This window comes from Arthrobacter sp. TJ-254 (assembly GCF_058269175.1).
Map to the genome: position 1 here is coordinate 70,297 of NZ_JBZCNF010000005.1, position 19,624 is coordinate 89,920.

Here is a 19,624-nt window from a genome sequence, read left to right on the forward strand (position 1 = left end):
CGGCCACCGCCTCAGGCTTCGGCGGCTTCGAGGGCCCGGCGGTGCTTGACCTTCTTCTCCTGCTTCTTCATTTCGGGCTCGTTCAGGCGCAGCGCCGCGTACATCGGCGCGGCGACGAAAATGGTGCTCAGTGTGCCGAGGATGATGCCGATGAACAGGGCCAGCGAGAGGTCCCGCAGCGTACCTGCGCCGAGGAGGTAGGCGCCGATGAACAGGATCGAGGCAACCGGCAGCACCGCTACAACGGAGGTGTTGATCGACCGCACGAGGGTCTGGTTGACGGCGAGGTTCACCTGCTCCGCGAAGGTGCGCTTGGTCGTCGTCGAGACTTCGGCGGTGTTCTCCCGGATCTTGTCGAAGACTACGACCGTGTCGTACAGGGCGTAGCTCAGGATTGTGAGGAAGCCGATAATCGCCGACGGCGTAACCTCGAAATCGCTCAGCGAGTAGAGCCCTGCGGTGACCACCATGACCACGACGAGCGCGGTCATCGCGGCAACGGACATCTTCCAGGTCCGGAAGTAGAGCGCCATGAGGACCGCCGCGAGAAGGACGAACACAATGAGCCCGATGAGAGCCTGCCGGCTGACGTCCTCGCCCCAGGTGGGACCGACGTAGCTCGAGGTGACCTGCTCCTCGCTGACGCCGTAGGCGGTGGTGAGGTTGTCGCGCACGCTCAGCGTCTGATCGTCGGTGAGGCGCTCGGTCTGGATGCGCATCGTTGCCGGGGCGATGTTGGTGACCCGCGGCACCACGTCGGCGACGACGTCGGTGACCGCGCGCTCCCCGGCGGCGACGTCGGTGTTCTCGGTGGCCGACACGGTGAATTCGGATCCGCCGCGGAAGTCGATGCCCAGGTTGAAGCCGCCCTTGACCACCGGGACGATCAGCGAGAGCAGCACGGCGGCGGCGGAGATGATGAACCAGAGCCTGCGCTTTGCGACGAACGGGTAGGACCGTTTGCCCGAGTAGAGCTCGTTGCCGAAGTTGGCGAAGCTGCTGCCGTTCATCGGTTCTCTTCTTTCTCTTCGCCGCGGCCGCGACCGGCCAGGGCTTTCTGCTGCTCGGCGATGCGCCGTTCGGCGATGGTCATCCGGCGTTCGGCCTCGCCGGCGGCGGCGCGGTTGCGCGCGCTCACAGGGGCGGCAGGCTTGTCGGCCGGATCACGGAACCTGCCCGCGCCGCGGTAGAGCGGGGTGACGCCGAGCCGCTCCGGGTCGAGTCCGGACCACCGGTGGCCCTCGCCGAAGAACCGGGTGCGTGCAAGGAGGCGCAGGACCGGATGGGTGAACAGGAAGACGACGATGAGGTCGGCGATCGCGGTCAGGCCCAGGGTGAAGGCGAAGCCGCGCACGTTGCCCACTGCCACGAAGTAGAGCACAAGGGCGGCAAGGAGGTTTACGGCCTTGGAGGCGAGCACCGTGCGCTTGGCCCGGCGCCAGCCGTTCTCGACGGCGGAGATCATGCCGCGTCCGTCGCGGAGTTCGTCGCGGATGCGTTCGAAGTAGACGATGAACGAGTCGGCGGTCTGGCCGATGGCAACGATGAGGCCCGCCACGCCGGCCAGGGAGAGCCGGTAGTTCTCGGTCCAGCCGAGGATGGCGATGGCGAGGTAGGTCAGCACGCCGGCCACGACGAGCGAGGCGATGGTCACCAGGCCGAGCATGCGGTACTGGAACATCGAGTAGAGGGCAACGAGGGCAAGGCCGATCACGCCGGCGATGAGGCCGAGGCGGAGCTGGTCCGCTCCAAGGGTTGCGGAGATCTGCTGCTCGCTCTGGATCTCGAAGCTGATCGGCAGGGCGCCGTACTTCAGCTGCTCGGCCAGGGCCGCGGCGGATTCCTCGGTGAAGCTGCCGCTGATGCTCGGGTTTCCGTCGGGGATGACGGCATTCGTCGTCGGCGCGGAGATGATCCGCCCGTCAAGGACGATCGCGAACTGGTTGCGGGGATCGCCCCGGCCGATCGAGAAAAGGCGTTCGGTGACTTCGCGGAAGGTCTTTGCGCCCTCGTCGTTGAAGTCGATGTTGACGACCCAGCTGTTCAGGGCCTGGCCCTGGCTCCCGCGCTGGAGGCCGTGGCTGGCCGTGTCGATCTGGGTTCCGGGGACCTCCACCGGGCCGAGGATGTACTTGCCCTGGGTGTCGGGTTCACACGCGACCATCGGCTGGTCCGCCGGGGCGTTCTCCTCTTTGGGCTCGAGCGCCGCGGGGTCCGTGCAGTCGAGGGCTTCGAACTGCTTGAACACCTCGGGCGTGATCCAGTTCGGGTCGCTCGCGTTGGTCGGCTCGGCGGTCGGCTTGGGCAGCTCATCCTCGGGGGTGGGCGTCTCGGCCGCGGGCGCCTGCCCGGGGCCGCCGAACAGCACGGGGCGGAACTCCATCTGCGCGGAGGCCTGGATAAGCTCGCGCGTTTTCGCGTCGGGAATCCCGGGGAGGGAAACGATCACGTTCTGCCCGGACTGGGTGTTGATTTCGGCTTCGGCGACGCCGCTGCCGTCGACGCGCTGCCGGATGATCTCGACGGCCTGCTCAAGCTGCTCGTCGGTGATCTCGGTTCCGCCGTCGGAGAGCTTCGGCGACAGGATCATCTGGGTGCCGCCCTCGAGGTCCAGGGCGAGCTTCGGAGCCCAGCTCGCGGAACTCCAGATGGATCCTGCTCCCAGCAGAACTGAAAGGAGGGCTATAAGTACGCCCAGCCAGACGAGTGTCCGTTTGGCTGCCGTGCCCGGGCCGGTACGTGGCATTGGGGATTGTCCTTTGGAATGTGGCGTTTGCGCGCCGTGCCGATCCGTTCCGGCCGCCGGCACGAGGCAGCGGCCGGGAAGGGAATGCTAGTTGTCTTTGTTCCTGTTGTTTTCGCGGTTCAGCCGCTCCACGGTTTCCTCGGGGGTCTCAACCCGCGTGGACTCAAGGGGGTCGCTCTCGGCCGCTGTGGCTCCGGCGCGCCCGGGGGCGTCAACGTCGGCGTCGTCGATGTCTGCGGCCTTCGGCTCCTGGTGCACGACCTTGCTCAGGGCCTGGGTGTGGACCGTTGCTGTGTTGCCCGGGGAGAGTTCGATGACCGCCTTGTTGTTCTCCTGGTCAATCGAGACGATCGTCCCGAACAGGCCGAACTGGGTCATGACCTCGGCACCCGGTTCCATCTGGGTGCGCATCTCCGTTGCCTGCTGCTTGACCTTGCGCTGCTTGCGGAACATCGTGAAAATCAGGAACGCCAGCGCGAGCGGGAGCAGGATGGAGAAAATGTCGAAAGGCTGTTCTTGGGCGGCATTGCCGGCGGTAGCTACTACGTTTGCGAACACAGAGAAGTTCCGTTCCTATCACTCGGGTCGGCGTAAGCGCGCGTAATGAACCGGCGCACACCGCGTATTCTCCCAGTGTAAAGGGAAACACCTCCGGTGAAGCACGGCTCAGCTTCCCGGCCAGTCCCCTGCGGCGAGATCCTCCGCTTCTCCGTCCTCGGGCAGGACGGAGAACAGGTCTTCGGGCATCGCCGCCGCAACGGAGGCCGGCATGGCGAGCCCGAGGTGGCCCCAGGCGGAGGCGGTGGCGATCCTGCCGCGGGGTGTCCTCCCCAGCATCCCCTCACGGACCAGGTACGGTTCGGCAACCGTCTCGACGGTCTCCGGCTCTTCGCCCACGGCGATCGCGAGGGTGGAAAGCCCCACCGGTCCGCCGTTGAACTTGGTGATCAGGGCGGTGAGGACGGCGCGGTCGAGCCGATCAAGGCCCTTTTCGTCGACCTCGTACATGTCGAGGGCCGCACCCGCGCTCCCCGCGTCGATGAGGTCGGTGCCGTGCACCAGGGCCCAGTCCCGCACCCGCCGCAGCAGGCGGTTGGCGATACGCGGGGTTCCCCGGGACCGCCCGGCGATCTCGGCGAAGGCCGCCGAGTTGACCTTCATGTCCATGAGCATTGCGGAACGGCGCAGCACAAGTTCAAGCTCGTCGGTCGAATAGAACTCGAGGTGCCCGGTGAACCCGAAGCGGTCGCGCAGCGGCCCGGGCAGCAGGCCGGCGCGGGTGGTTGCTCCAACGAGTGTGAACGGAGGAAGGTCGAGCGGGATGGCGGTCGCGCCCGGGCCCTTGCCGACGACGATGTCGACGCGGAAGTCCTCCATGGCCATGTAGAGCATTTCCTCGGCGGGCCGGGACATGCGGTGGATCTCGTCGAGGAAGAGGACTTCGCCCTCCGTGAGCGAGGAAAGGATCGCGGCGAGGTCGCCTGCGTGCTGGATCGCCGGGCCCGAGGAGATCCGCAGAGGTGCGTTCATCTCGGCGGCGATGATCATCGCCAGGGTGGTCTTGCCCAGGCCCGGGGGGCCGGAGAGCAGGACGTGGTCAGCGCTGCGCCCGCGCATCCGGGACGCTTCGAGGACGAGGGACAGCTGACGGCGTACGCGTTTCTGGCCGACGAAGTCGTCGAGGTTCTTGGGCCGGAGCGCCGCCTCGACCGCCCGGTCCTCGGGATCGGAACCGGCGGCGACAAGCGGCGCTTCATCGGGGTGTTTGGAGGGGCTCATCAGAGGCTCTTCGTCCGGACCGAACTCCGGGCGCCGTCCTGGCCGAGCCGGCGGAGGGTGAGTTTGAGGATCTGGCCGACGTCGCCGGTGGCGGCGACCTCCGGAGCATCGGCGATTGCCGCGTCGATGGCGGAGCCGGCGTCCTTCTCCGACCAGCCAAGGCCCATCATTGCTGTGAGCACCTGCCCCTGCCAGGTGTTCTTGGGAACGCCCGGCGCCTCAAGCGGCACGAGCTTGCCCGCGAGTTCGAGCACGATCCGGCGGGCACCCTTGGGGCCGATGCCGGGAACCTTGCTGAACGCCTTGTCGTTCCCGGAGGAGGCGGCGATGCGGATGGCCTCGGGTGCGTGGACGGCAAGCACGGCGAGGGCGAGCCGAGGGCCGACACCGCTGATCGCGAGCAGGGTGTCGAACACTTCCCGCTGTTCGGCGTCCTCGAAACCGAACAGGGTCATCGAGTCCTCCCGCACGACCATCGTGGTGAAGACCTGCGCCTGGCTGCCGACCCTCAGTGTCGCCAGCGTCTGCGGGGTGGCCTGGACCTGCATGCCAAAACCGTTGACGTCGAGCACTGCCGACTGCAGGCCGACGTGGGCGACGGTGCCGCGGAGGGAACTGATCATTTCAGGGGGCTCCAAGGAAGGTGGGGTAGGGACGGCCCGAACCAGCGTCCGAACATACTTTCTATTACGTTACCTTCAACCGGGGCGCTCCGCCCGGCGCCACACCGGTGCGGAGTGCTTCCGGGCGCGGGCTCGAGAGGCCTAGCGGCTGCGGCGGGCGCGAGCCTCGGCCTCGGCCCACAGCCGCTGTGCCGGGGTGGCGGCTCCCGCTCCGGCTGCGGCGCCCGCGGCCTGCAGTCCGACTCCCCTGCGCCAGGCGTGGGTGATGGCGAGGGCAAGCGCGTCGGCGGCGTCGGCCGGCCTCGGCGGGGCGTCGAGCCGAAGGATCTTCGTGACCATCTTGGTCACCGCCACCTTGTCGGACTGGCCGTTGCCGGTGACGGCCGCCTTGACCTCGGTCGGGGTGTGAAGGGCAACCGGGATGCCCCGGCGGGCCGCCGCGGCGATGACGACGCCCGACGCCTGGGCCGTGCCCATGACGGTGCTGACATTGAGCTGGCTGAACACCCGCTCGACGGCGAGCACCGCCGGCTTGTGCAGGTCGAGCCACTCATCGACCGCCTCGGCGATCACCAGCAGCCGCTGGTCGAGGCTGCGCCCGGCCTCTGTTCCCACGACCCCGACGGCGACGAGCGTCGAGTGCCGGTTCGGTTCCACATCGACGACGGCGAGACCGCACCGGGTGAGCCCCGGGTCGACGCCCATCACCCTGAAGCTCATGGTGTCCCGGCTCCCGGAGCCCGCCCGCCGGTGCTAATCGTCGCTCTCGAGTTCCGCGAGAACCTCTTCGGAGAGGTCCGCGTTCGAGTAGACGTTCTGCACGTCATCGAGGTCTTCGAGCGCATCGACGAGCTTCAGGAACTTCCGCGCGCCGTCGACGTCGAGCTGCACCTGCATCGAGGGGACGAACTCGGCCTCGTCGGTGTCGTACTCGATGCCGTTCTCCTCGAGGGCGGCGACCACGGCCCGCAGGTCCTGCGGCTCGGAGATGACCTCGAACGTCTCAGCGCCCTCCTTGACCTCCTCTGCGCCGGCGTCGAGCACGGCCATCAGGATGTCGTCCTCCGACAACCCGTTCTTGGGCAGTGTCACAACCCCCTTGCGGGTGAACAGGTAGGAAACCGAACCGGGGTCGGCCACGCTGCCGCCGTTGCGGGTGATGCCAAGGCGCACCTCGGAAGCAGCACGGTTCTTGTTGTCGGTAAGGCACTCGATGAGCAGGGCCGAGCCCTGCGGCCCCCGGGCCTCGTACATGATCGTCTGGTACTCGACGGCGTCGCCGAGCAGCCCGGCGCCGCGCTTTACGGCGCGGTTGATGTTGTCGATGGGGACGGAGGTCTTCTTCGCCTTGGACACCGCCAGCTCAAGACCCGGGTTGCCCGCGAGGTCCGCGCCGCCGGCCCGTGCCGCCACTTCGATGTTCTTGATCAGCTTCGCGAAGGACTTCGCGCGCTTGGCATCGATCGCGGCCTTCTTATGTTTGGTTGTTGCCCACTTAGAGTGCCCCGACATGCTTACGCTTCTCCTCTGATCATTCGAATAAACAACTGATGGACCCGCTGCTCGCCGGTGACTTCCGGATGGAAACTGGTGGCCAACAGGTTGCCTGACCGCACTGCGACAATTCTAGCGACCGCTTCGGACCGTGCGGCGTCGGCCTCGTGCGAGTGGTGCGGCTGCGGGGTCTCCCCCGCCGGGACCTGCGCCAGGACCTGAACCGATTCCCCGACGCTCTCCACCCAGGGCGCCCGGATGAACACGGCGCGCACCGGATCCGCGCCACGGGCACCGCCCGTTTCCTGTAGCCCGGCGAAGTCGAGGTCCGTTTCGAAGGATTCGCGCTGACGGCCGAACGCGTTGCGGCGCACCACCATGTCGAGGCCGCCGAAGGTCTGCTGCGGGTTGCCCTGGCGGTCCGTCGACGGGTCGGCGATCACATTGGCGAGCATGATCATCCCCGCGCAGGAGCCGTAAGCGGGAAGCCCGCCGCCGATCATGTCCTTCAGCGGGCCGGCGAGGTCGAACGACCGCGTCAGCTTGTCGATCGTCGTTGACTCCCCGCCCGGGATGATCAGCCCGTCGATGCCCTTCAGTTCCCCGGGGCGCCGAACACCCGTCGCGGTGCCGCCGAGCGCTTCGATGGTGCGGATGTGCTCGCGGACGTCGCCCTGGACCGCCAGAACGCCGATGCGCACGCCGGAGGTTGAAGAAGGAATCGATGAGGCCATTGGTCAATTCTAGGTTGGACGCCGTGCGATTCCTGAATCCGGGCCGGCGGCCGGTCCTCCCGCCGTTGCGCTAGGTTTAACAGCATGAATCCCCTCAGCGTGCTCGTTGGAAAAGCTGTGCGCCGCGCGTCTCGGCTGCGCGGCGGCGGCTCCGCCCTGCCCGGTCTCGTGGTGGAGCGCATCGACCCGGGCTTCATGGGCCGGGCCCTGTCCTCCCTTGAGCACGGAGTCGTCGTCGTCAGCGGCACGAACGGCAAGACGACCACCACCAAGATGGTCGTGGAACTGCTCGAAGGCCAGGGCCTGAAGGTGTTCACGAACCGCACCGGCAGCAACTTCACCCGCGGTGTCGCTGCGGCCCTGCTGGGCGAGGTGGACTGGCGCGGACGGCTCCGGGCCGATATCGCCGTGCTTGAACTGGACGAGGCCCACGCCGTGCACTTCGTGAACCGCGTGGCGCCCCGGCACTCGCTGCTCCTCAACGTCCTGCGTGACCAGCTCGACCGGTTCGGGGAAATCGACGCGACGACCCGGCTCCTCGAGCAGATCGCCGCGAAGACCACCGGCACCGTCATCCTCAACCGTGAGGATCCGCGGGTGGCGGGCATCGCCCAGACAGTCCGCGGCGCACACGTTGTCTACTTCGGGCTCGATTCCTCGCTGCGGAGCACCTTCCCCAACGACGACGAACTGCGCGGCGCCGCAGGGATCCCCCAGCCCTCCCACCTGCCGGCGGAAGTGGTGCTCGAGAAGGTGGACGGGAATTCGGCGGTCTTCTCGATCGCCGGGGAGTCAGTCGGGACCGACCTGCTGCTCCGCGGCGTCTACAACGTCTTCAATGCGGCTGCCGCCCTCACCGCGGCACGCGTGGTCCTCGGCGACGCGGTCGACCGCGAAGCCCTGCTCGCCTCACTGGCCGCCGTCCAGCCGGCCTTCGGCCGCGGCGAAAGCCTCACCGTCGAGGGCCAGCCCCTGGAACTGGTGCTCGTGAAGAACCCCAGCGGCTTCCGGCTGGGCCTGAAGTCCTTCGACCCGCAGGGCTGCTCCACAATGATCGCGATCAACGACAACTACGCCGACGGGCGGGACATGTCCTGGCTGTGGGACGTCGACTTCGATTCCCTGCGCGCCGGCGGCGTCGACATGGTCTCCGGGGTGCGCGCCTACGACATGGCGCTGCGGCTCAAGTACGACGACGTCGCGGTGGGCGGCGTCGACGTGGACCTCCAGTCGGCGCTGCGGGGCTTCCTCAAAGCCGGCTCCGGCCAACCGAAACGCATCTTCTGCACCTACACGGCCATGCTGGCGATCCGCCGCGAACTTTCGAAAATCACGACCGTCGAGGTGGTTTCCTGATGTCCAAGGGCACAATCAGCATCGTTCAGCTCTACCCGCGCGAAATGAACATCTACGGCGACTGGGGGAACGTCCTGGCGCTCAAGCAGCGCCTCGCCTGGAACGGCTACGACGCCGTGATCTCCGAACACAACGCCGGCGATGACTTCCCGGAGGACGCCGATCTGATCGTCGGTGGCGGCGGCCAGGACAGCGGCCAGCTGGTCATCCAGCAGGACCTCCAGGCGATCGCGCCGCGGCTGCGTGCCCTCGCCGACCACGGCCAGCCGATGCTCCTGATCTGCGGCATGTACCAGCTGTTCGGCAAGTTCTTCCGCACCGTCGACGGCACCGTCATTCCCGGCATCGGCGTGCTCGATCTCGAGACCCGCGGGGGCGAACAGCGCCTGATCGGCAACGTCGTTGCCACGAGCCCGGAATTCGGCGAGATCCATGGCTACGAAAACCACAGCGGGCAGACCTTCCTCGGCACGGGCGTCGCCCCGCTTGCGACGGTGACCAAGGGTGAAGGAAACAACGCCGAGGACAACCATGAGGGCGCCCGCTACAACAACGTCGTCGCCAGCTACCTCCACGGCTCGCTGCTTCCGAAGAACCCGGCGATCGCCGATTTCCTCATCCGCACGGCCGTTGAACGGAAGTACGGCTCCTTCGAACCCGGCGAGGTCGACGACAGCGTAGCGGAACTCGCCCGCCGGCATGCCGCCGCCCGGCCGAGGTGACCCGCCGGCACCGGCCGTGCCGCATCCTTCGGTCCTCCTGATGCGCTCGCCCGCCCCGGCGTGCAAAAGTTGATCCCTATGAGCAACCCTTTCCTTGAGCCGAGCACGCTTCCGTACCAGCTCCCCGATTTCGGCAGCATCCGCGACGAGCACTACCTGCCTGCGTTCGAGGCCGGGTTCGCCGAGCACCTCGCCGAGATCGACGCAATCGTGGACTCCGGCGGGCCCGCGGACTTCACGAACACCGTCGAAGCCCTTGAACGGGCAGGCAGCACCCTGCGTCGGGTGGCAGAAGCGTTCTACAACCGCACGGGGTCCGACTCGACGGAGTCCATCCAGGAGATTGAAAAGCTCGTGGGGCCGCGCGTCGCCGGCCACGAGGACGACATCTACCTGAACCGCCGGCTCTTCGAGCGGCTTTCGCAGGTACCGACGGAAAACCTCGACGCCGAGGCGGTCCGGCTCGTTGACGAATACCGCAGGCGGTTCGTCCGGGCGGGCGCGGAACTCGACGACGCCGCGCAGGAACGGCTGCGGGACCTGAACTCCCAGCTGTCGGAGCTCGGCACCGAGTTTCAGCAGCGGCTGCTGCGCGACACCAACGACGCCGCCGTGCTGCTCACCAGCGCGGAGGAACTCGACGGCCTCTCCCCCGAAGGCATTGCCGCGGTGGCCGGTGCCGCCGAAGCGGCGGGGCACCCCGGCAAGTACCTCCTGGGCCTGATCCTCCCCACCGCCCAGCCCGCCCTCGAACTGCTGGCCAACCGCGACGTACGCCGCCGGCTCCACGAAGCCTCGGTGACCCGGGGATTCCGCGGCAACGAGAACAACACGCTTGGGCTGGCCGCGCGTATGGCCACGCTGCGCGCCGAACGTGCCTCCCTCCTCGGATTCGCCAACTTCGCCGAAGCGGCGACCGACGACCAGACCGCGCCCTCGCTCGACGCAATCCGCACGCGGCTGCGCGAGCTCACCGCCCCGGCAGTGCGCAACGCACGGGCGGAGGCCGCCGAACTGGAGAAGGCGGCAGGGCATCCGATCGAACCCTGGGACTGGGCCTACTACGCGGCGAAGGTGCGCCAGGCCACGTTCGACGTCGACCTCGCTTCCCTGCGCCCCTACTTTGAGCTGGAGCGCGTCCTTTCCGACGGGATTTTCTTCGCCGCCAACCGGCTCTACGGGCTCACCTTCACCGAACGCAGCGACCTGCGCGGCTACCACCCGGAGGTGCGGGTGTGGGAGGTGTTCGAGGCGGACGGCAGCGAGCTCGGACTGTTCCTCGGTGACTACTACACGCGCGACACAAAGAACGGTGGCGCGTGGATGAACTCCTTCGTTGAACAGTCAGCGCTTCAGGGAACGCGCGCGGTGGTGGTGAACAACCTGAACATTCCCAAGCCGGCCCCCGGCGAGCCGACCCTGCTCACCTACGACGAAGTGGTGACCGCCTTCCACGAGTTCGGCCATGCGCTTCACGGACTCCTCTCCAACGTCACCTACCCCTCGCTGTCCGGGACCAACGTGCCCAGGGACTTCGTCGAATACCCCTCGCAGGTCAACGAGATGTGGATGCTCTGGCCGGAGGTCGTCGCAAACTATGCCCGCCATCATGCGACCGGCGAGGAACTGCCGCAGGAAGTGACCGCCCGGCTGAAAGCTGCCCGGACCTGGGGTGAGGGCTTCGCGACTACCGAGTACCTTGGTGCGGCCCTGCTTGACCTCGCCTGGCACAGCCTCGAGGCGGGGACGGAAATCACGGACCCGGAGGCCTTCGAGCGGGAGGCCCTGGAGACGGCCGGACTCGACTTCGCCCTGGTTCCGCCGCGGTACCGCACGGGGTACTTCCGGCACATCTTCGCCGGAGGGTATGCTGCCGGCTACTACGCGTACATCTGGAGCGAGGTGCTCGACGCCGACACGGTCGAGTGGTTCAAATCCTCGGGAGGGCTCACCCGCGCAAACGGGGATTATTTCCGGCGTGAACTCCTCTCCAGGGGCAACAGCCTCGATCCGCTTGAGGCGTTCCGCAACTTCCGCGGGCGCGACGCCGAGATCGGGCCGCTGTTGAAGCGGCGCGGGCTGGACTAGCACCCGATGGTCACGATAGCCCAGTGCCAGCACCTGCAGAGCGCCTGGTTCGCCGCGCTTGCCACAGCGACCGGCGGGAGGACCTTTTCCACCCACGGATGCTCCTGGGCATGGCTTCCCGCCCGGCGTGAACTGATGCTCCTGTTTCCCCAGGAGATCTCACCGGCAGGCATTCGGCCGGCTCTGGCGGAGGGGTCGCGCCTCGGGGCAAAGACGGTCGGGGTCTGGCTTAACGGCGCAGTGAAAAGCACAAGCCTGTCGGGAATGGGTTTCGACCCAGGGTGGCAGCCGTCATGGATGGCCGCTCCGGTGGGCCTCCCGGCGGGGTACGACGACGCCGCCGCCTCGCTCTCCACCGAGGTTCCGGACTACCGGGGGCCGCTGGCGCGGGAACTGAGGGTGGTGCGTTCCCAGCCCCGGCAGGCGTGGCACGCGGAGGCTCGGGTTGAGGGAAACCTCGTGGGGGCCGCGTATTCGTTCTACCCTTCGGGAGTTGTGGGGCTGCGCGGTCTGGGCGGCATCTTTTCCGTCGAGGTGCTGCCGCCGTACCGGCGCCGGGGGCTCGGCACGGCACTGGTCAGCCGGGCGGCGAAGGCCGCCGCGGCCTCCGGTGCCCAGCACCTTGCGGTGAATGCCGCACCGCAGGGGGCGGAGTTCTTCCAGGCCCGGGGGTTCAACCTCGTGGGGCGCGGCAAGACGTTTTGGATGGGTCTCTGAGGACGGCTGCGGGCCCGGCCTCCCCGAGGGGAAGCCGGGCCCGCATACCGCCGCAGGTCCGCTTAGGAGCGGGTCAGGCCGGCCTGGTGCTCGATGCCTGCCTGGTCGACCTTGCGGTGGAAGTGCATCCCCGCCTTGCCGCCGAGGACTGCACCAACGAGGGGAACCAGCACGGCAATGACGAGGGCAATGATTCCGCCCGTGGTCAGTGCCCCCTCATTGATGGGAATGCGGGGGAACCCGTTGATGCTGCCGAGAATGTTGAACTGGCTCCCGGCAACCGCACCGAGGATGGCGAGAACAACAGCGACGACGACGGCCCACAGCCACACTGCGAAGCCCTGCTTGGCGCCGTCGAAGCGGGCCATGCGGCCGGCGACGTACCCTCCGCAGTAATACGCGACGAACAGGATGACCGCCAGCACAATGCCGCTGACGATTCCGACGGTCTGCAGGTCAGAACTGGCCTGGTCGGCCACCTGCCCGGCGTCCGCGTTGTTGGCCACCCCGACCCCTGCCCCGACCGCGGTGAGCAGTGCGGTGAGCAACACGGCGATGCCAGTCGCAGTCATCCAACCAAAGAAGGCTGAGCCAAACTTGATGCCGCCGAACTGCCGCCGTTCCTCGGCAACGAGGTCATCGCGCCGTCCCTTGGGCGTGCTTGCCCCTGCAGCGTTGTGGTGCGTCATTCACTTCTCCTTCTGGTATCTGGTCCTGTCTCAGCAATCCTCCAGCGCGTTCCCGCACCGGCTTCCCAGAGCCGGAAGCCTCTGGATTATTCGACAGCCTACTTACTAGTTATACGAAGAATCTGCCTCGGCGCAACTCAAAGGGGCGGGGGAATAGATGAAAGTCCGCGCGGGAAATTCACTTGACACTCTAGTAGTAAGTTAGCTTGTCATTTTCATGACACGCCCCTAGAGTGGGGTCGGACGCAAGGGAGCCACCGCTCCCGTGAACAGCAGGAGAGGAATCATGATTACTTCCGAACAGCTGAACCGCCTGGCCGAGGGCCGGGGCAAGGTCTACACCGATGACGGACAGAAGCTTGGCTCCGTAGGCCAGCTCTACGTCGACGACGAGACGGGCAATCCGAGCTGGGTCACTGTGAACACGGGCCTTTTCGGAACATCCGAATCGTTTGTCCCGCTTGAGGCGGCCACGGTCGATGGAGACGACATCCGGGTCCCCTACAGCAAGGACCTCGTCAAGGACGCACCGAACCTCGAAGGCGACGGCCACCTGAGCCCCGAGGAGGAGGACCGTCTCTACCGGCACTACAGCCTCGGCGGACGGAGCGGCACGGACATCTCCAACGGAACCGGGACTGCCCGCACCGATCGTGACGCAACCGCTGGTGCCCCCAGGGACGCGGTCGGGCACGACACCTCTGGCCCGACGACGGACGAAGCCATGACGCGCTCGGAGGAGCAGCTCCGCGTCGGCACCGCCACACGCGAATCGGGACGTGTCCGCCTGCGCAAGTACGTCGTCACCGAGAACGTGACGAAGACTGTTCCGGTGTCGGAGGAGCGCGTGCGCCTGGAGCGGGAGCCGATCACCGACGCCAACCGCGACCAGGCCCTTGCCGGTCCCGCGATCAGCGAAGAGGAACACGAGGTCGTGCTCCACAAGGAGACCCCCGTGGTCCAGAAGGAGGCGGTCCCCGTCGAGCGCGTGCGGCTCGACAAGGAGACCGTGACCGGACAGGAAACCGTGAGCGAGGAAGTCCGCAAAGAGCAGATCGAACCGGACGGAATCGACGGCAGGAACGTACGCGGCAGCTAGTCTCCGCGAAAACGAAAGGGAGGGGTGCAGCCAGCCGGCTGCACCCCTCCCTTTCGTTGTGCCGGCGCCACGGCGCCGCGCCTGTTACCAGCCGCGCTCGGCCAGGCGGTGGGGCTGCGGGAGCTCGTCGACGTTGATGCCGACCATCGCTTCGCCCAGGCCGCGGGAGACCTTGGCGACCATGTCCGGGTCGTCGTGGAAGGTCGTGGCCTTCACGATGGCGGCGGCGCGCTCGGCCGGGTTGCCGGCCTTGAAGATGCCCGAACCGACGAACACGCCGTCGGCGCCGAGCTGCATCATCATTGCGGCGTCGGCCGGCGTCGCGATCCCACCTGCAGTGAACAGGACCACGGGAAGCTTGCCCTCACGGGCGACTTCCTTCACCAGCTCGTAGGGCGCCTGGAGTTCCTTTGCGGCTACGTACAACTCGTCCTCGGCCATCGAGGAAAGCCGCGCGATTTCGGAGCGGATCTTCCGCATGTGCATCGTGGCGTTCGAGACGTCGCCGGTGCCGGCCTCGCCCTTGGACCGGATCATCGCGGCGCCCTCGTTCAGGCGGCGGAGGGCCTCGCCGAGGTTCGTGGCGCCGCAGACGAAAGGAACCGTGAATTTCCACTTGTCGATGTGGTTGGCATAGTCGGCGGGAGTGAGCACCTCGGACTCGTCGATGTAGTCGACGCCGAGCGACTGCAGCACCTGCGCCTCAACGAAGTGCCCGATCCTTGCCTTTGCCATGACAGGGATGGAGACGGCTTCGATGATGCCGTCGATCATGTCGGGGTCGCTCATACGAGAAACACCGCCCTGGGCGCGGATGTCGGCAGGCACCCGTTCCAGCGCCATGACCGCCACGGCACCGGCGTCCTCGGCGATGCGTGCCTGCTCGGGGGTGACCACGTCCATGATCACGCCGCCCTTCAGCATCTCGGCCATTCCGCGCTTGACCCGGCTGCCTCCGGTCTGCGCTGAAGTTGTCGAATTGTCGTCAACGGTGGACACAAAAAGCCCCTAAAGATTGGTAGAAGATACGCCTCCATGATACGCCTGTCGGCGGCCTGCGCCTTCCGCAACCGGGCCGCGCCGCACGGACGTTCACGGTGGTGCTCCTGCGCCGCGTCACCCCGCGTCATGCTGCACCCGGCGGTTGCGGTCGGTGCCGGGCCCGCACTCGGGCGTGGACCGTCCTAGAGGTGCGCTGATACGTCGCCGGGCAGCTCGCGGAGGACAGGGCTGGCGCGGGGAACCAGCGCCAGGATCGCTGCCGGCAGCACCGTGACGTCGACCGGGAGCGGGCCGACCAGTTCTCCGTCGGCATAGAGGCTGATGCCGGGCGCGGCGTCGATGCGCAGCGTTTGCCCGGCGAAGCACCGGATCCCGGGCTGGGCGAGGTGGGCGCCGCGAAAGGCCCGCAGGAACACGCTGACTACCCGAAGCCGGCTGCCGGCGCCCATCGCAACGACATCGAGCCGGCCGTCGTCCACCACCGCGTGCGGCGCAATGCAGAGCCCGCGGCCGTACTGGCCCACGTTTCCGGCTGCCACGAACCACCCCGGGAACACGTGCTGCGTCCCGTCGACCGTGACGCTAAATTCCGCACCGCGCCAGGCACACAGTGCCTTGACGCCTCCCAGGATGTAGCTCAGCGGCCCGAGGGGAAGCCTGACCTGGTTCGCGAACTCAGCCGCGAGCGCATCGAAACCCGCGTGGGCAACCCCGAGGAAGGGCACGCCGTTCGCCGAACCGAGATCGAGCGGCCGCACGGCCAGTTCCAGCACCCGGCGGGCGGAGCGCACCGGGTGGACGGGCAGGCCGAGCCTGCGCACCGTGTCGTTTCCTCGGCCGCCGCCAAGCACCAGCAGTACCGAGCCGGTCCCCCGGACCCCCGCGGCAACCGCTCCGTGCAGCCCGTCGCCACCGAGGGAGGCCACGAGGGTCCCGGATCCGGCGCCGGCGGCCGCGGCGGTGGCATCGGGCAGGCTCGTGGTGATGTGGACGGCGACATCGAAGCCGTTCGCCTGCAGCGCTTTACGGACCCCCGGCCACAGCCGCCTGCTGCGGCCCCGGCCCGAGGAGGGGTTGACGATCAGCAGTGCCGTGGTGGAGAGGAGGGTTGAACCCACCCTCAGCCCTGTCCGGCGGCATCGTGTACCAGGGACTGCCGGCGAACGGCGGCAGTCCGCTGGAACACCGTGATCAGGCTCGCCACGGCAAGGAGCACCAGCACTCCCAAGAGGAACCCGTGGGGCAGCCCCAATCCGGTCAGCCCGGTGACAACGAGCACCGAGACAAGGCGCTCGGCCCGCTCCGCGATGCCGAGGTTGGCGCTGAATCCCAGGGACTCGGCCTTTGCCCTGGCATAGGAGACGAGCATCCCGAGGACGAGGCACACGAGCGCCGCGACCGCGATCGGGGTGTTGGCGCCGCCGGTGAAGAACCAGACGGCGAGGCCGGCGAAGACTGCGCCGTCGGCAACGCGGTCGAGAGTCGAGTCGAGGAAGCTCCCCCAAGGGCCGCCACCTCCGCGGATGCGCGCCATGATGCCGTCGACGACGTCGGAGAAGACGAACAGGGTGATGAACAGGGTCCCCCAAAAGAGCTCCCCGAGGGGGTAGAAGACCAGAGCACCGCCTGCCACCCCGGCGGTGCCGGTGATCGTGACGGCGTCGGGCGTCACCTTCCACCGCAGGAGAAGCCTGGCCAGCGGGGTGAAGAGGGCGGTGAAGAACCCGCGCGCGTATTTGTTGAGCATCGCCTACGCCGGCCCGTCGGCGGGCGCCGACTCCGCTGTGCTTTCGTCGGCCGCCCAGCCCTCGGCGACCTGCCGGCGCACCTCACCGAGGGTCTGGGTCACCGCCTTGGTCTGGGCGATGATCGGCAGGAAGTTCCCGTCTCCCCCCCAGCGCGGCACAACGTGCTGGTGCAGGTGGGCTGCGATGCCCGCCCCGCCGGTCATTCCCTGGTTCATCCCGATGTTGAAGCCACCGGGATTGGACACCTTGCGCAGCACCCGCATCGCGGTCTGGGTCAGCTCTGCGAACTCCGCCGTCTCCGATTCGTCAATGTCCGTGTAGTCGGGCACATGGCGGTAGGGAACGACGAGCAGGTGACCAGGATTGTAGGGGTAGAGGTTGAGCACCACGTAGGCCGAGGCGCCGCGGTGGACGATCAGCGATTCCTCATCGCTGCGCGTCGGGGCGATGCAGAACGGGCAGTCCTGCTGAGATTTCACCTGATCCTGCCCGCCCTTGATGTAGGCGAGGCGGTGCGGTGTCCACAGCCGCTGGAAGGCATCAGGGACGCCGGCGATCTCGAAGTCGTCGGTCACCGCCTCGTCTCCTGGATAGCTCGGTCCAGCGGCCGGGGAGTCCGGCATCAGACTGACTTGTCCCGTGAGCGCACAACCTCGACGATGCGTTTGACGGCCTCGTCGACGGGCACCTGGTTTTCCTGGCTTCCGTCGCGGAAGCGGAAGGACACCGCCCCCGCCTCCTGGTCCTCTCCGCCGGCGATGAGGACGAACGGCACCTTCTCCTTGCTGGCGGTCCTGATTTTCTTCGGGAAGCGGTCCGTGCCGGCGTCGACCTGGGCCCGGATGCCTTCGGCCTTCAATTTGTCGACGACGTCGTACATGTAGTCGTTGAAGGCCTCGGCAACCGGCACGGCGAGGACCTGCACCGGGGCGAGCCACGCGGGGAAGGCACCCGCATAGTGCTCGGTGAGCACGCCCATGAACCGCTCGATGGATCCGAACAGTGCACGGTGGATCATCACCGGACGCTGGCGCGTCCCGTCGGCAGCCTGGTACTCAAGCTCGAAGCGCTCGGGAAGGTTGAAGTCGAGCTGGATGGTGGACATCTGCCAGGTGCGCCCGATCGCGTCCTTGGCCTGGACCGAAATCTTCGGGCCGTAGAACGCGGCTCCCCCGGGGTCCGGAACGAGCTTCAGCCCCGATTCCTCGGCCACTTCGGCGAGGGTGCGGGTCGCTTCCTCCCAGATGTCGTCGGCGCCGACGAACTTCTCCTCGTTCTTCGTCGAGAGTTCAAGGTAGAAGTCGTCGAGGCCGTAATCCTTGAGGAGTCCCAGGACGAAGTTGAGGGTCCCGGTCAGCTCTTCCTTCATCTGCCCGCGCGTGCAGTAGATGTGGGCGTCGTCCTGGGTCATGCCGCGCACCCGGGTGAGGCCGTGGATGACCCCGGATTTCTCGTACCGGTACACGGAGCCGAACTCGAACAGCCGCAGCGGGAGCTCGCGGTAGGACCGCCCCCGGGACTGGAAGATCAGGTTGTGCATGGGGCAGTTCATCGGCTTGAGGTAGTAGTCCTGGCCGGGCTTGCGCACCGAGCCGTCCTCGTTGAGCTCCTGGTCGACGTGCATCGGGGGGAACATTCCGTCCCGGTACCAGTCGAGGTGGCCGGAGACCTCGTAGAGGTGGCCCTTGGTGATGTGCGGGGTGTAAACGAACTCGTACCCGTCCTCGGTGTGCCGCTGGCGGGAGTAGTCCTCCATTGTCTTGCGGATGATTCCGCCCTTGGGATGGAAGACCGGCAGCCCCGAGCCGAGCTCGTCCGGGAAGGAGAAGAGGTCGAGCTCGGTGCCCAGGCGGCGGTGGTCGCGGCGTTCGGCTTCGGCCAGCCGCTCCTGGTAGGCCTTCAGGTCGTCCTTGGTGGGCCAGGCGGTGCCGTAGATGCGCTGGAGCTGCTTGTTCTTTTCGCTGCCACGCCAGTACGCGGCCGCGGAACGGGTGAGCGCGAAGGCGTTGGAGATCAGTTTGGTGTTGGGCAGGTGCGGGCCGCGGCACAGATCCTCCCAGACGACGTCGCCGGACTTCCGGTCGACGTTGCCGTAAATCGACAGCCCTCCGGCGCCAACCTCGACCGACGCGCCGTCGTCGTCGGCGGCATCACCCTTGAGCCCGATCAGTTCGAGCTTGTAGGGCTCCTCGGCCATGGCCTGGCGCGCCTCGTCCTCGGACACCTCGCGGCGGACGAACAGCTGGTTCGCGTTGACGATCTTCAGCATCATCTTTTCGAGCTGCTTCAGCTCGTCCGGGGTGAACGGCTCATCGACATCGAAGTCGTAGTAGAAACCGTCGGTGATGTATGGGCCGATGCCGAGCCGGGCGCCCGGGCGCAGCTGCTGCACCGCCTGGGCCAGCACATGGGTGGCCGAGTGCCGCAGCACCTGGAGTCCCTCGGGCGAGTCGATGGTGACCGCCTCAACCTGCGCCCCGCCAGGCAGCACCTGGTCGAGGTCCTTCAGCTCTCCGTCGACCCGGACCACGACGACGTCGCGCCGTTCCCGGAAGAGCTCGGCACCGGTGGTTCCCGCGGTCACCTGATTCTCTTCGCCATCGACGATGAGGGTTATCGGTTGGGGCGCTGACACGGTGGACTCCTAGGGAAGTGGAACTGGTTTCGGTGGTGCATTGCAGATTCCGGGCGGTATGGGGCCGGGCAAGCGCTCGTCGCATTCGTGCCGCGGTTCACTCGATCGTATCGGTTGGGTACGAGGCCCACCAACAACCGCCACACCTGCTGTTCGACGTGCCCGCCGAGCACACCGCGGGGGGTGTCGCGG

19 protein-coding genes are annotated in these 19,624 nt (G+C 67.3%); 5 read left to right on the plus strand and 14 right to left on the minus strand.

The genetic code is table 11. The features are described from left to right. Nucleotides 1–11: 11 nt before the first annotated feature. The 8 genes from secF to pdxT all read right to left on the minus strand — a co-directional run bounded on the left by secF (nt 12) and on the right by pdxT (nt 7,376). Nucleotides 12–1,010, minus strand: coding sequence for a protein translocase subunit SecF (gene secF / locus AC4D14_RS14565; protein ID WP_490903375.1), 999 nt, complete (start codon nt 1,008–1,010; stop codon nt 12–14). After that, nucleotides 1,007–2,746, minus strand: coding sequence for a protein translocase subunit SecD (gene secD / locus AC4D14_RS14570; protein WP_490903376.1), 1,740 nt, complete (start codon nt 2,744–2,746; stop codon nt 1,007–1,009). The genes secF and secD overlap by 4 nt, the downstream gene beginning before the upstream one ends. Before the next feature lie 87 nt (nt 2,747–2,833). Next, entirely contained in the window at nt 2,834–3,304 is a 471-nt protein-coding gene (gene yajC, locus AC4D14_RS14575) for a preprotein translocase subunit YajC (RefSeq protein ID WP_490903377.1), read from the minus strand. Between the two features lie 108 nt (nt 3,305–3,412). After that, the gene (ruvB, locus tag AC4D14_RS14580) at nt 3,413–4,525 is read right to left on the minus strand and encodes a Holliday junction branch migration DNA helicase RuvB (protein WP_490903378.1); all 1,113 of its coding nucleotides are present in this window, start codon (nt 4,523–4,525) and stop codon (nt 3,413–3,415) included. Beyond that, nucleotides 4,525–5,148, minus strand: a complete 624-nt coding sequence (gene ruvA, locus AC4D14_RS14585; protein WP_490903379.1) for a Holliday junction branch migration protein RuvA — start codon at nt 5,146–5,148, stop codon at nt 4,525–4,527. Before ruvA ends, ruvB begins: the two co-directional genes overlap by 1 nt. 141 nt (nt 5,149–5,289) lie before the next feature. Then, nucleotides 5,290–5,868 carry a crossover junction endodeoxyribonuclease RuvC gene (gene ruvC / locus AC4D14_RS14590; protein ID WP_490903380.1) on the minus strand — a complete coding sequence of 193 codons (579 nt, stop codon included), beginning with the start codon at nt 5,866–5,868 and terminating at the stop codon, nt 5,290–5,292. A 33-nt stretch (nt 5,869–5,901) separates the two neighbouring features. Beyond that, complete coding sequence (locus tag AC4D14_RS14595) at nt 5,902–6,660, minus strand: YebC/PmpR family DNA-binding transcriptional regulator (RefSeq protein ID WP_490903381.1); 759 nt, start codon at nt 6,658–6,660, stop codon at nt 5,902–5,904. Nucleotides 6,661–6,662: 2 nt separating this feature from the next. Continuing rightward, nucleotides 6,663–7,376, minus strand: coding sequence for a pyridoxal 5'-phosphate synthase glutaminase subunit PdxT (pdxT, locus tag AC4D14_RS14600; protein ID WP_490903382.1), 714 nt, complete (start codon nt 7,374–7,376; stop codon nt 6,663–6,665). Between the two features lie 84 nt (nt 7,377–7,460). On the opposite strand from pdxT, the gene AC4D14_RS14605 reads away from it, so the two are divergent. The 4 genes from AC4D14_RS14605 to AC4D14_RS14620 all read left to right on the plus strand — a co-directional run bounded on the left by AC4D14_RS14605 (nt 7,461) and on the right by AC4D14_RS14620 (nt 12,259). Then, nucleotides 7,461–8,732, plus strand: a complete 1,272-nt coding sequence (locus AC4D14_RS14605; protein WP_490903383.1) for a Mur ligase family protein — start codon at nt 7,461–7,463, stop codon at nt 8,730–8,732. Next, the gene (locus tag AC4D14_RS14610) at nt 8,732–9,454 is read left to right on the plus strand and encodes a type 1 glutamine amidotransferase (protein ID WP_490903384.1); all 723 of its coding nucleotides are present in this window, start codon (nt 8,732–8,734) and stop codon (nt 9,452–9,454) included. Before AC4D14_RS14605 ends, AC4D14_RS14610 begins: the two co-directional genes overlap by 1 nt. 78 nt (nt 9,455–9,532) lie before the next feature. Then, entirely contained in the window at nt 9,533–11,542 is a 2,010-nt protein-coding gene (locus AC4D14_RS14615; RefSeq protein ID WP_490903385.1) for a M3 family metallopeptidase, read from the plus strand. Nucleotides 11,543–11,548: 6 nt separating this feature from the next. Further along, nucleotides 11,549–12,259, plus strand: a complete 711-nt coding sequence (locus AC4D14_RS14620) for a GNAT family N-acetyltransferase (protein ID WP_490903386.1) — start codon at nt 11,549–11,551, stop codon at nt 12,257–12,259. A 62-nt stretch (nt 12,260–12,321) separates the two neighbouring features. On the opposite strand, the gene AC4D14_RS14625 is transcribed toward AC4D14_RS14620, so the two are convergent. Further along, a complete protein-coding gene (locus tag AC4D14_RS14625) occupies nt 12,322–12,948 on the minus strand; it encodes a hypothetical protein (RefSeq protein WP_490903387.1) in 627 nt (208 codons plus the stop codon). 286 nt (nt 12,949–13,234) lie between these two features. Between AC4D14_RS14625 and AC4D14_RS14630 the strand changes: the two genes are divergently transcribed. After that, nucleotides 13,235–14,047 (plus strand): DUF2382 domain-containing protein, encoded by an 813-nt coding sequence (locus AC4D14_RS14630; protein ID WP_490903388.1) that lies wholly within the window; start codon nt 13,235–13,237, stop codon nt 14,045–14,047. Nucleotides 14,048–14,131: 84 nt separating this feature from the next. On the opposite strand, the gene pdxS is transcribed toward AC4D14_RS14630, so the two are convergent. From pdxS to thrS, 5 genes are all read right to left on the minus strand, one after another. Next, nucleotides 14,132–15,046: a pyridoxal 5'-phosphate synthase lyase subunit PdxS gene (gene pdxS / locus AC4D14_RS14635; protein WP_490903389.1), complete on the minus strand. Its 915-nt coding sequence runs from the start codon at nt 15,044–15,046 to the stop codon at nt 14,132–14,134. A 185-nt stretch (nt 15,047–15,231) separates the two neighbouring features. Next, nucleotides 15,232–16,167, minus strand: a complete 936-nt coding sequence (locus tag AC4D14_RS14640; protein WP_490903390.1) for a diacylglycerol/lipid kinase family protein — start codon at nt 16,165–16,167, stop codon at nt 15,232–15,234. A gap of 2 nt (nt 16,168–16,169) precedes the next feature. Beyond that, complete coding sequence (pgsA, locus tag AC4D14_RS14645; protein ID WP_490903391.1) at nt 16,170–16,796, minus strand: phosphatidylinositol phosphate synthase; 627 nt, start codon at nt 16,794–16,796, stop codon at nt 16,170–16,172. A gap of 3 nt (nt 16,797–16,799) precedes the next feature. Continuing rightward, a complete protein-coding gene (locus tag AC4D14_RS14650) occupies nt 16,800–17,420 on the minus strand; it encodes an HIT family protein (RefSeq protein WP_490903392.1) in 621 nt (206 codons plus the stop codon). Then, nucleotides 17,420–19,432, minus strand: coding sequence for a threonine--tRNA ligase (gene thrS, locus AC4D14_RS14655; RefSeq protein WP_490903393.1), 2,013 nt, complete (start codon nt 19,430–19,432; stop codon nt 17,420–17,422). The genes AC4D14_RS14650 and thrS overlap by 1 nt, the downstream gene beginning before the upstream one ends. Nucleotides 19,433–19,624 lie beyond the last annotated feature (192 nt).

Excerpts from the sequence above, each read along its gene's own strand:
- ruvA (WP_490903379.1), bottom strand. The coding sequence starts at position 5,148 with ATGATCAGTTCCCTCCGCGGCACCGTCGCCCACGTCGGCCTGCAGTCG.
- ruvB (WP_490903378.1), bottom strand. The coding sequence starts at position 4,525 with ATGAGCCCCTCCAAACACCCCGATGAAGCGCCGCTTGTCGCCGCCGGT.
- AC4D14_RS14630 (WP_490903388.1), top strand. The coding sequence starts at position 13,235 with ATGATTACTTCCGAACAGCTGAACCGCCTGGCCGAGGGCCGGGGCAAG.
- AC4D14_RS14595 (WP_490903381.1), bottom strand. The coding sequence starts at position 6,660 with ATGTCGGGGCACTCTAAGTGGGCAACAACCAAACATAAGAAGGCCGCG.
- AC4D14_RS14605 (WP_490903383.1), top strand. The coding sequence starts at position 7,461 with ATGAATCCCCTCAGCGTGCTCGTTGGAAAAGCTGTGCGCCGCGCGTCT.
- pdxT (WP_490903382.1), bottom strand. The coding sequence starts at position 7,376 with ATGGCCTCATCGATTCCTTCTTCAACCTCCGGCGTGCGCATCGGCGTT.
- AC4D14_RS14625 (WP_490903387.1), bottom strand. The coding sequence starts at position 12,948 with ATGACGCACCACAACGCTGCAGGGGCAAGCACGCCCAAGGGACGGCGC.
- AC4D14_RS14615 (WP_490903385.1), top strand. The coding sequence starts at position 9,533 with ATGAGCAACCCTTTCCTTGAGCCGAGCACGCTTCCGTACCAGCTCCCC.
- pgsA (WP_490903391.1), bottom strand. The coding sequence starts at position 16,796 with ATGCTCAACAAATACGCGCGCGGGTTCTTCACCGCCCTCTTCACCCCG.
- AC4D14_RS14650 (WP_490903392.1), bottom strand. The coding sequence starts at position 17,420 with ATGCCGGACTCCCCGGCCGCTGGACCGAGCTATCCAGGAGACGAGGCG.
- secF (WP_490903375.1), bottom strand. The coding sequence starts at position 1,010 with ATGAACGGCAGCAGCTTCGCCAACTTCGGCAACGAGCTCTACTCGGGC.
- AC4D14_RS14620 (WP_490903386.1), top strand. The coding sequence starts at position 11,549 with ATGGTCACGATAGCCCAGTGCCAGCACCTGCAGAGCGCCTGGTTCGCC.
- AC4D14_RS14610 (WP_490903384.1), top strand. The coding sequence starts at position 8,732 with ATGTCCAAGGGCACAATCAGCATCGTTCAGCTCTACCCGCGCGAAATG.
- secD (WP_490903376.1), bottom strand. The coding sequence starts at position 2,746 with ATGCCACGTACCGGCCCGGGCACGGCAGCCAAACGGACACTCGTCTGG.
- ruvC (WP_490903380.1), bottom strand. The coding sequence starts at position 5,868 with ATGAGCTTCAGGGTGATGGGCGTCGACCCGGGGCTCACCCGGTGCGGT.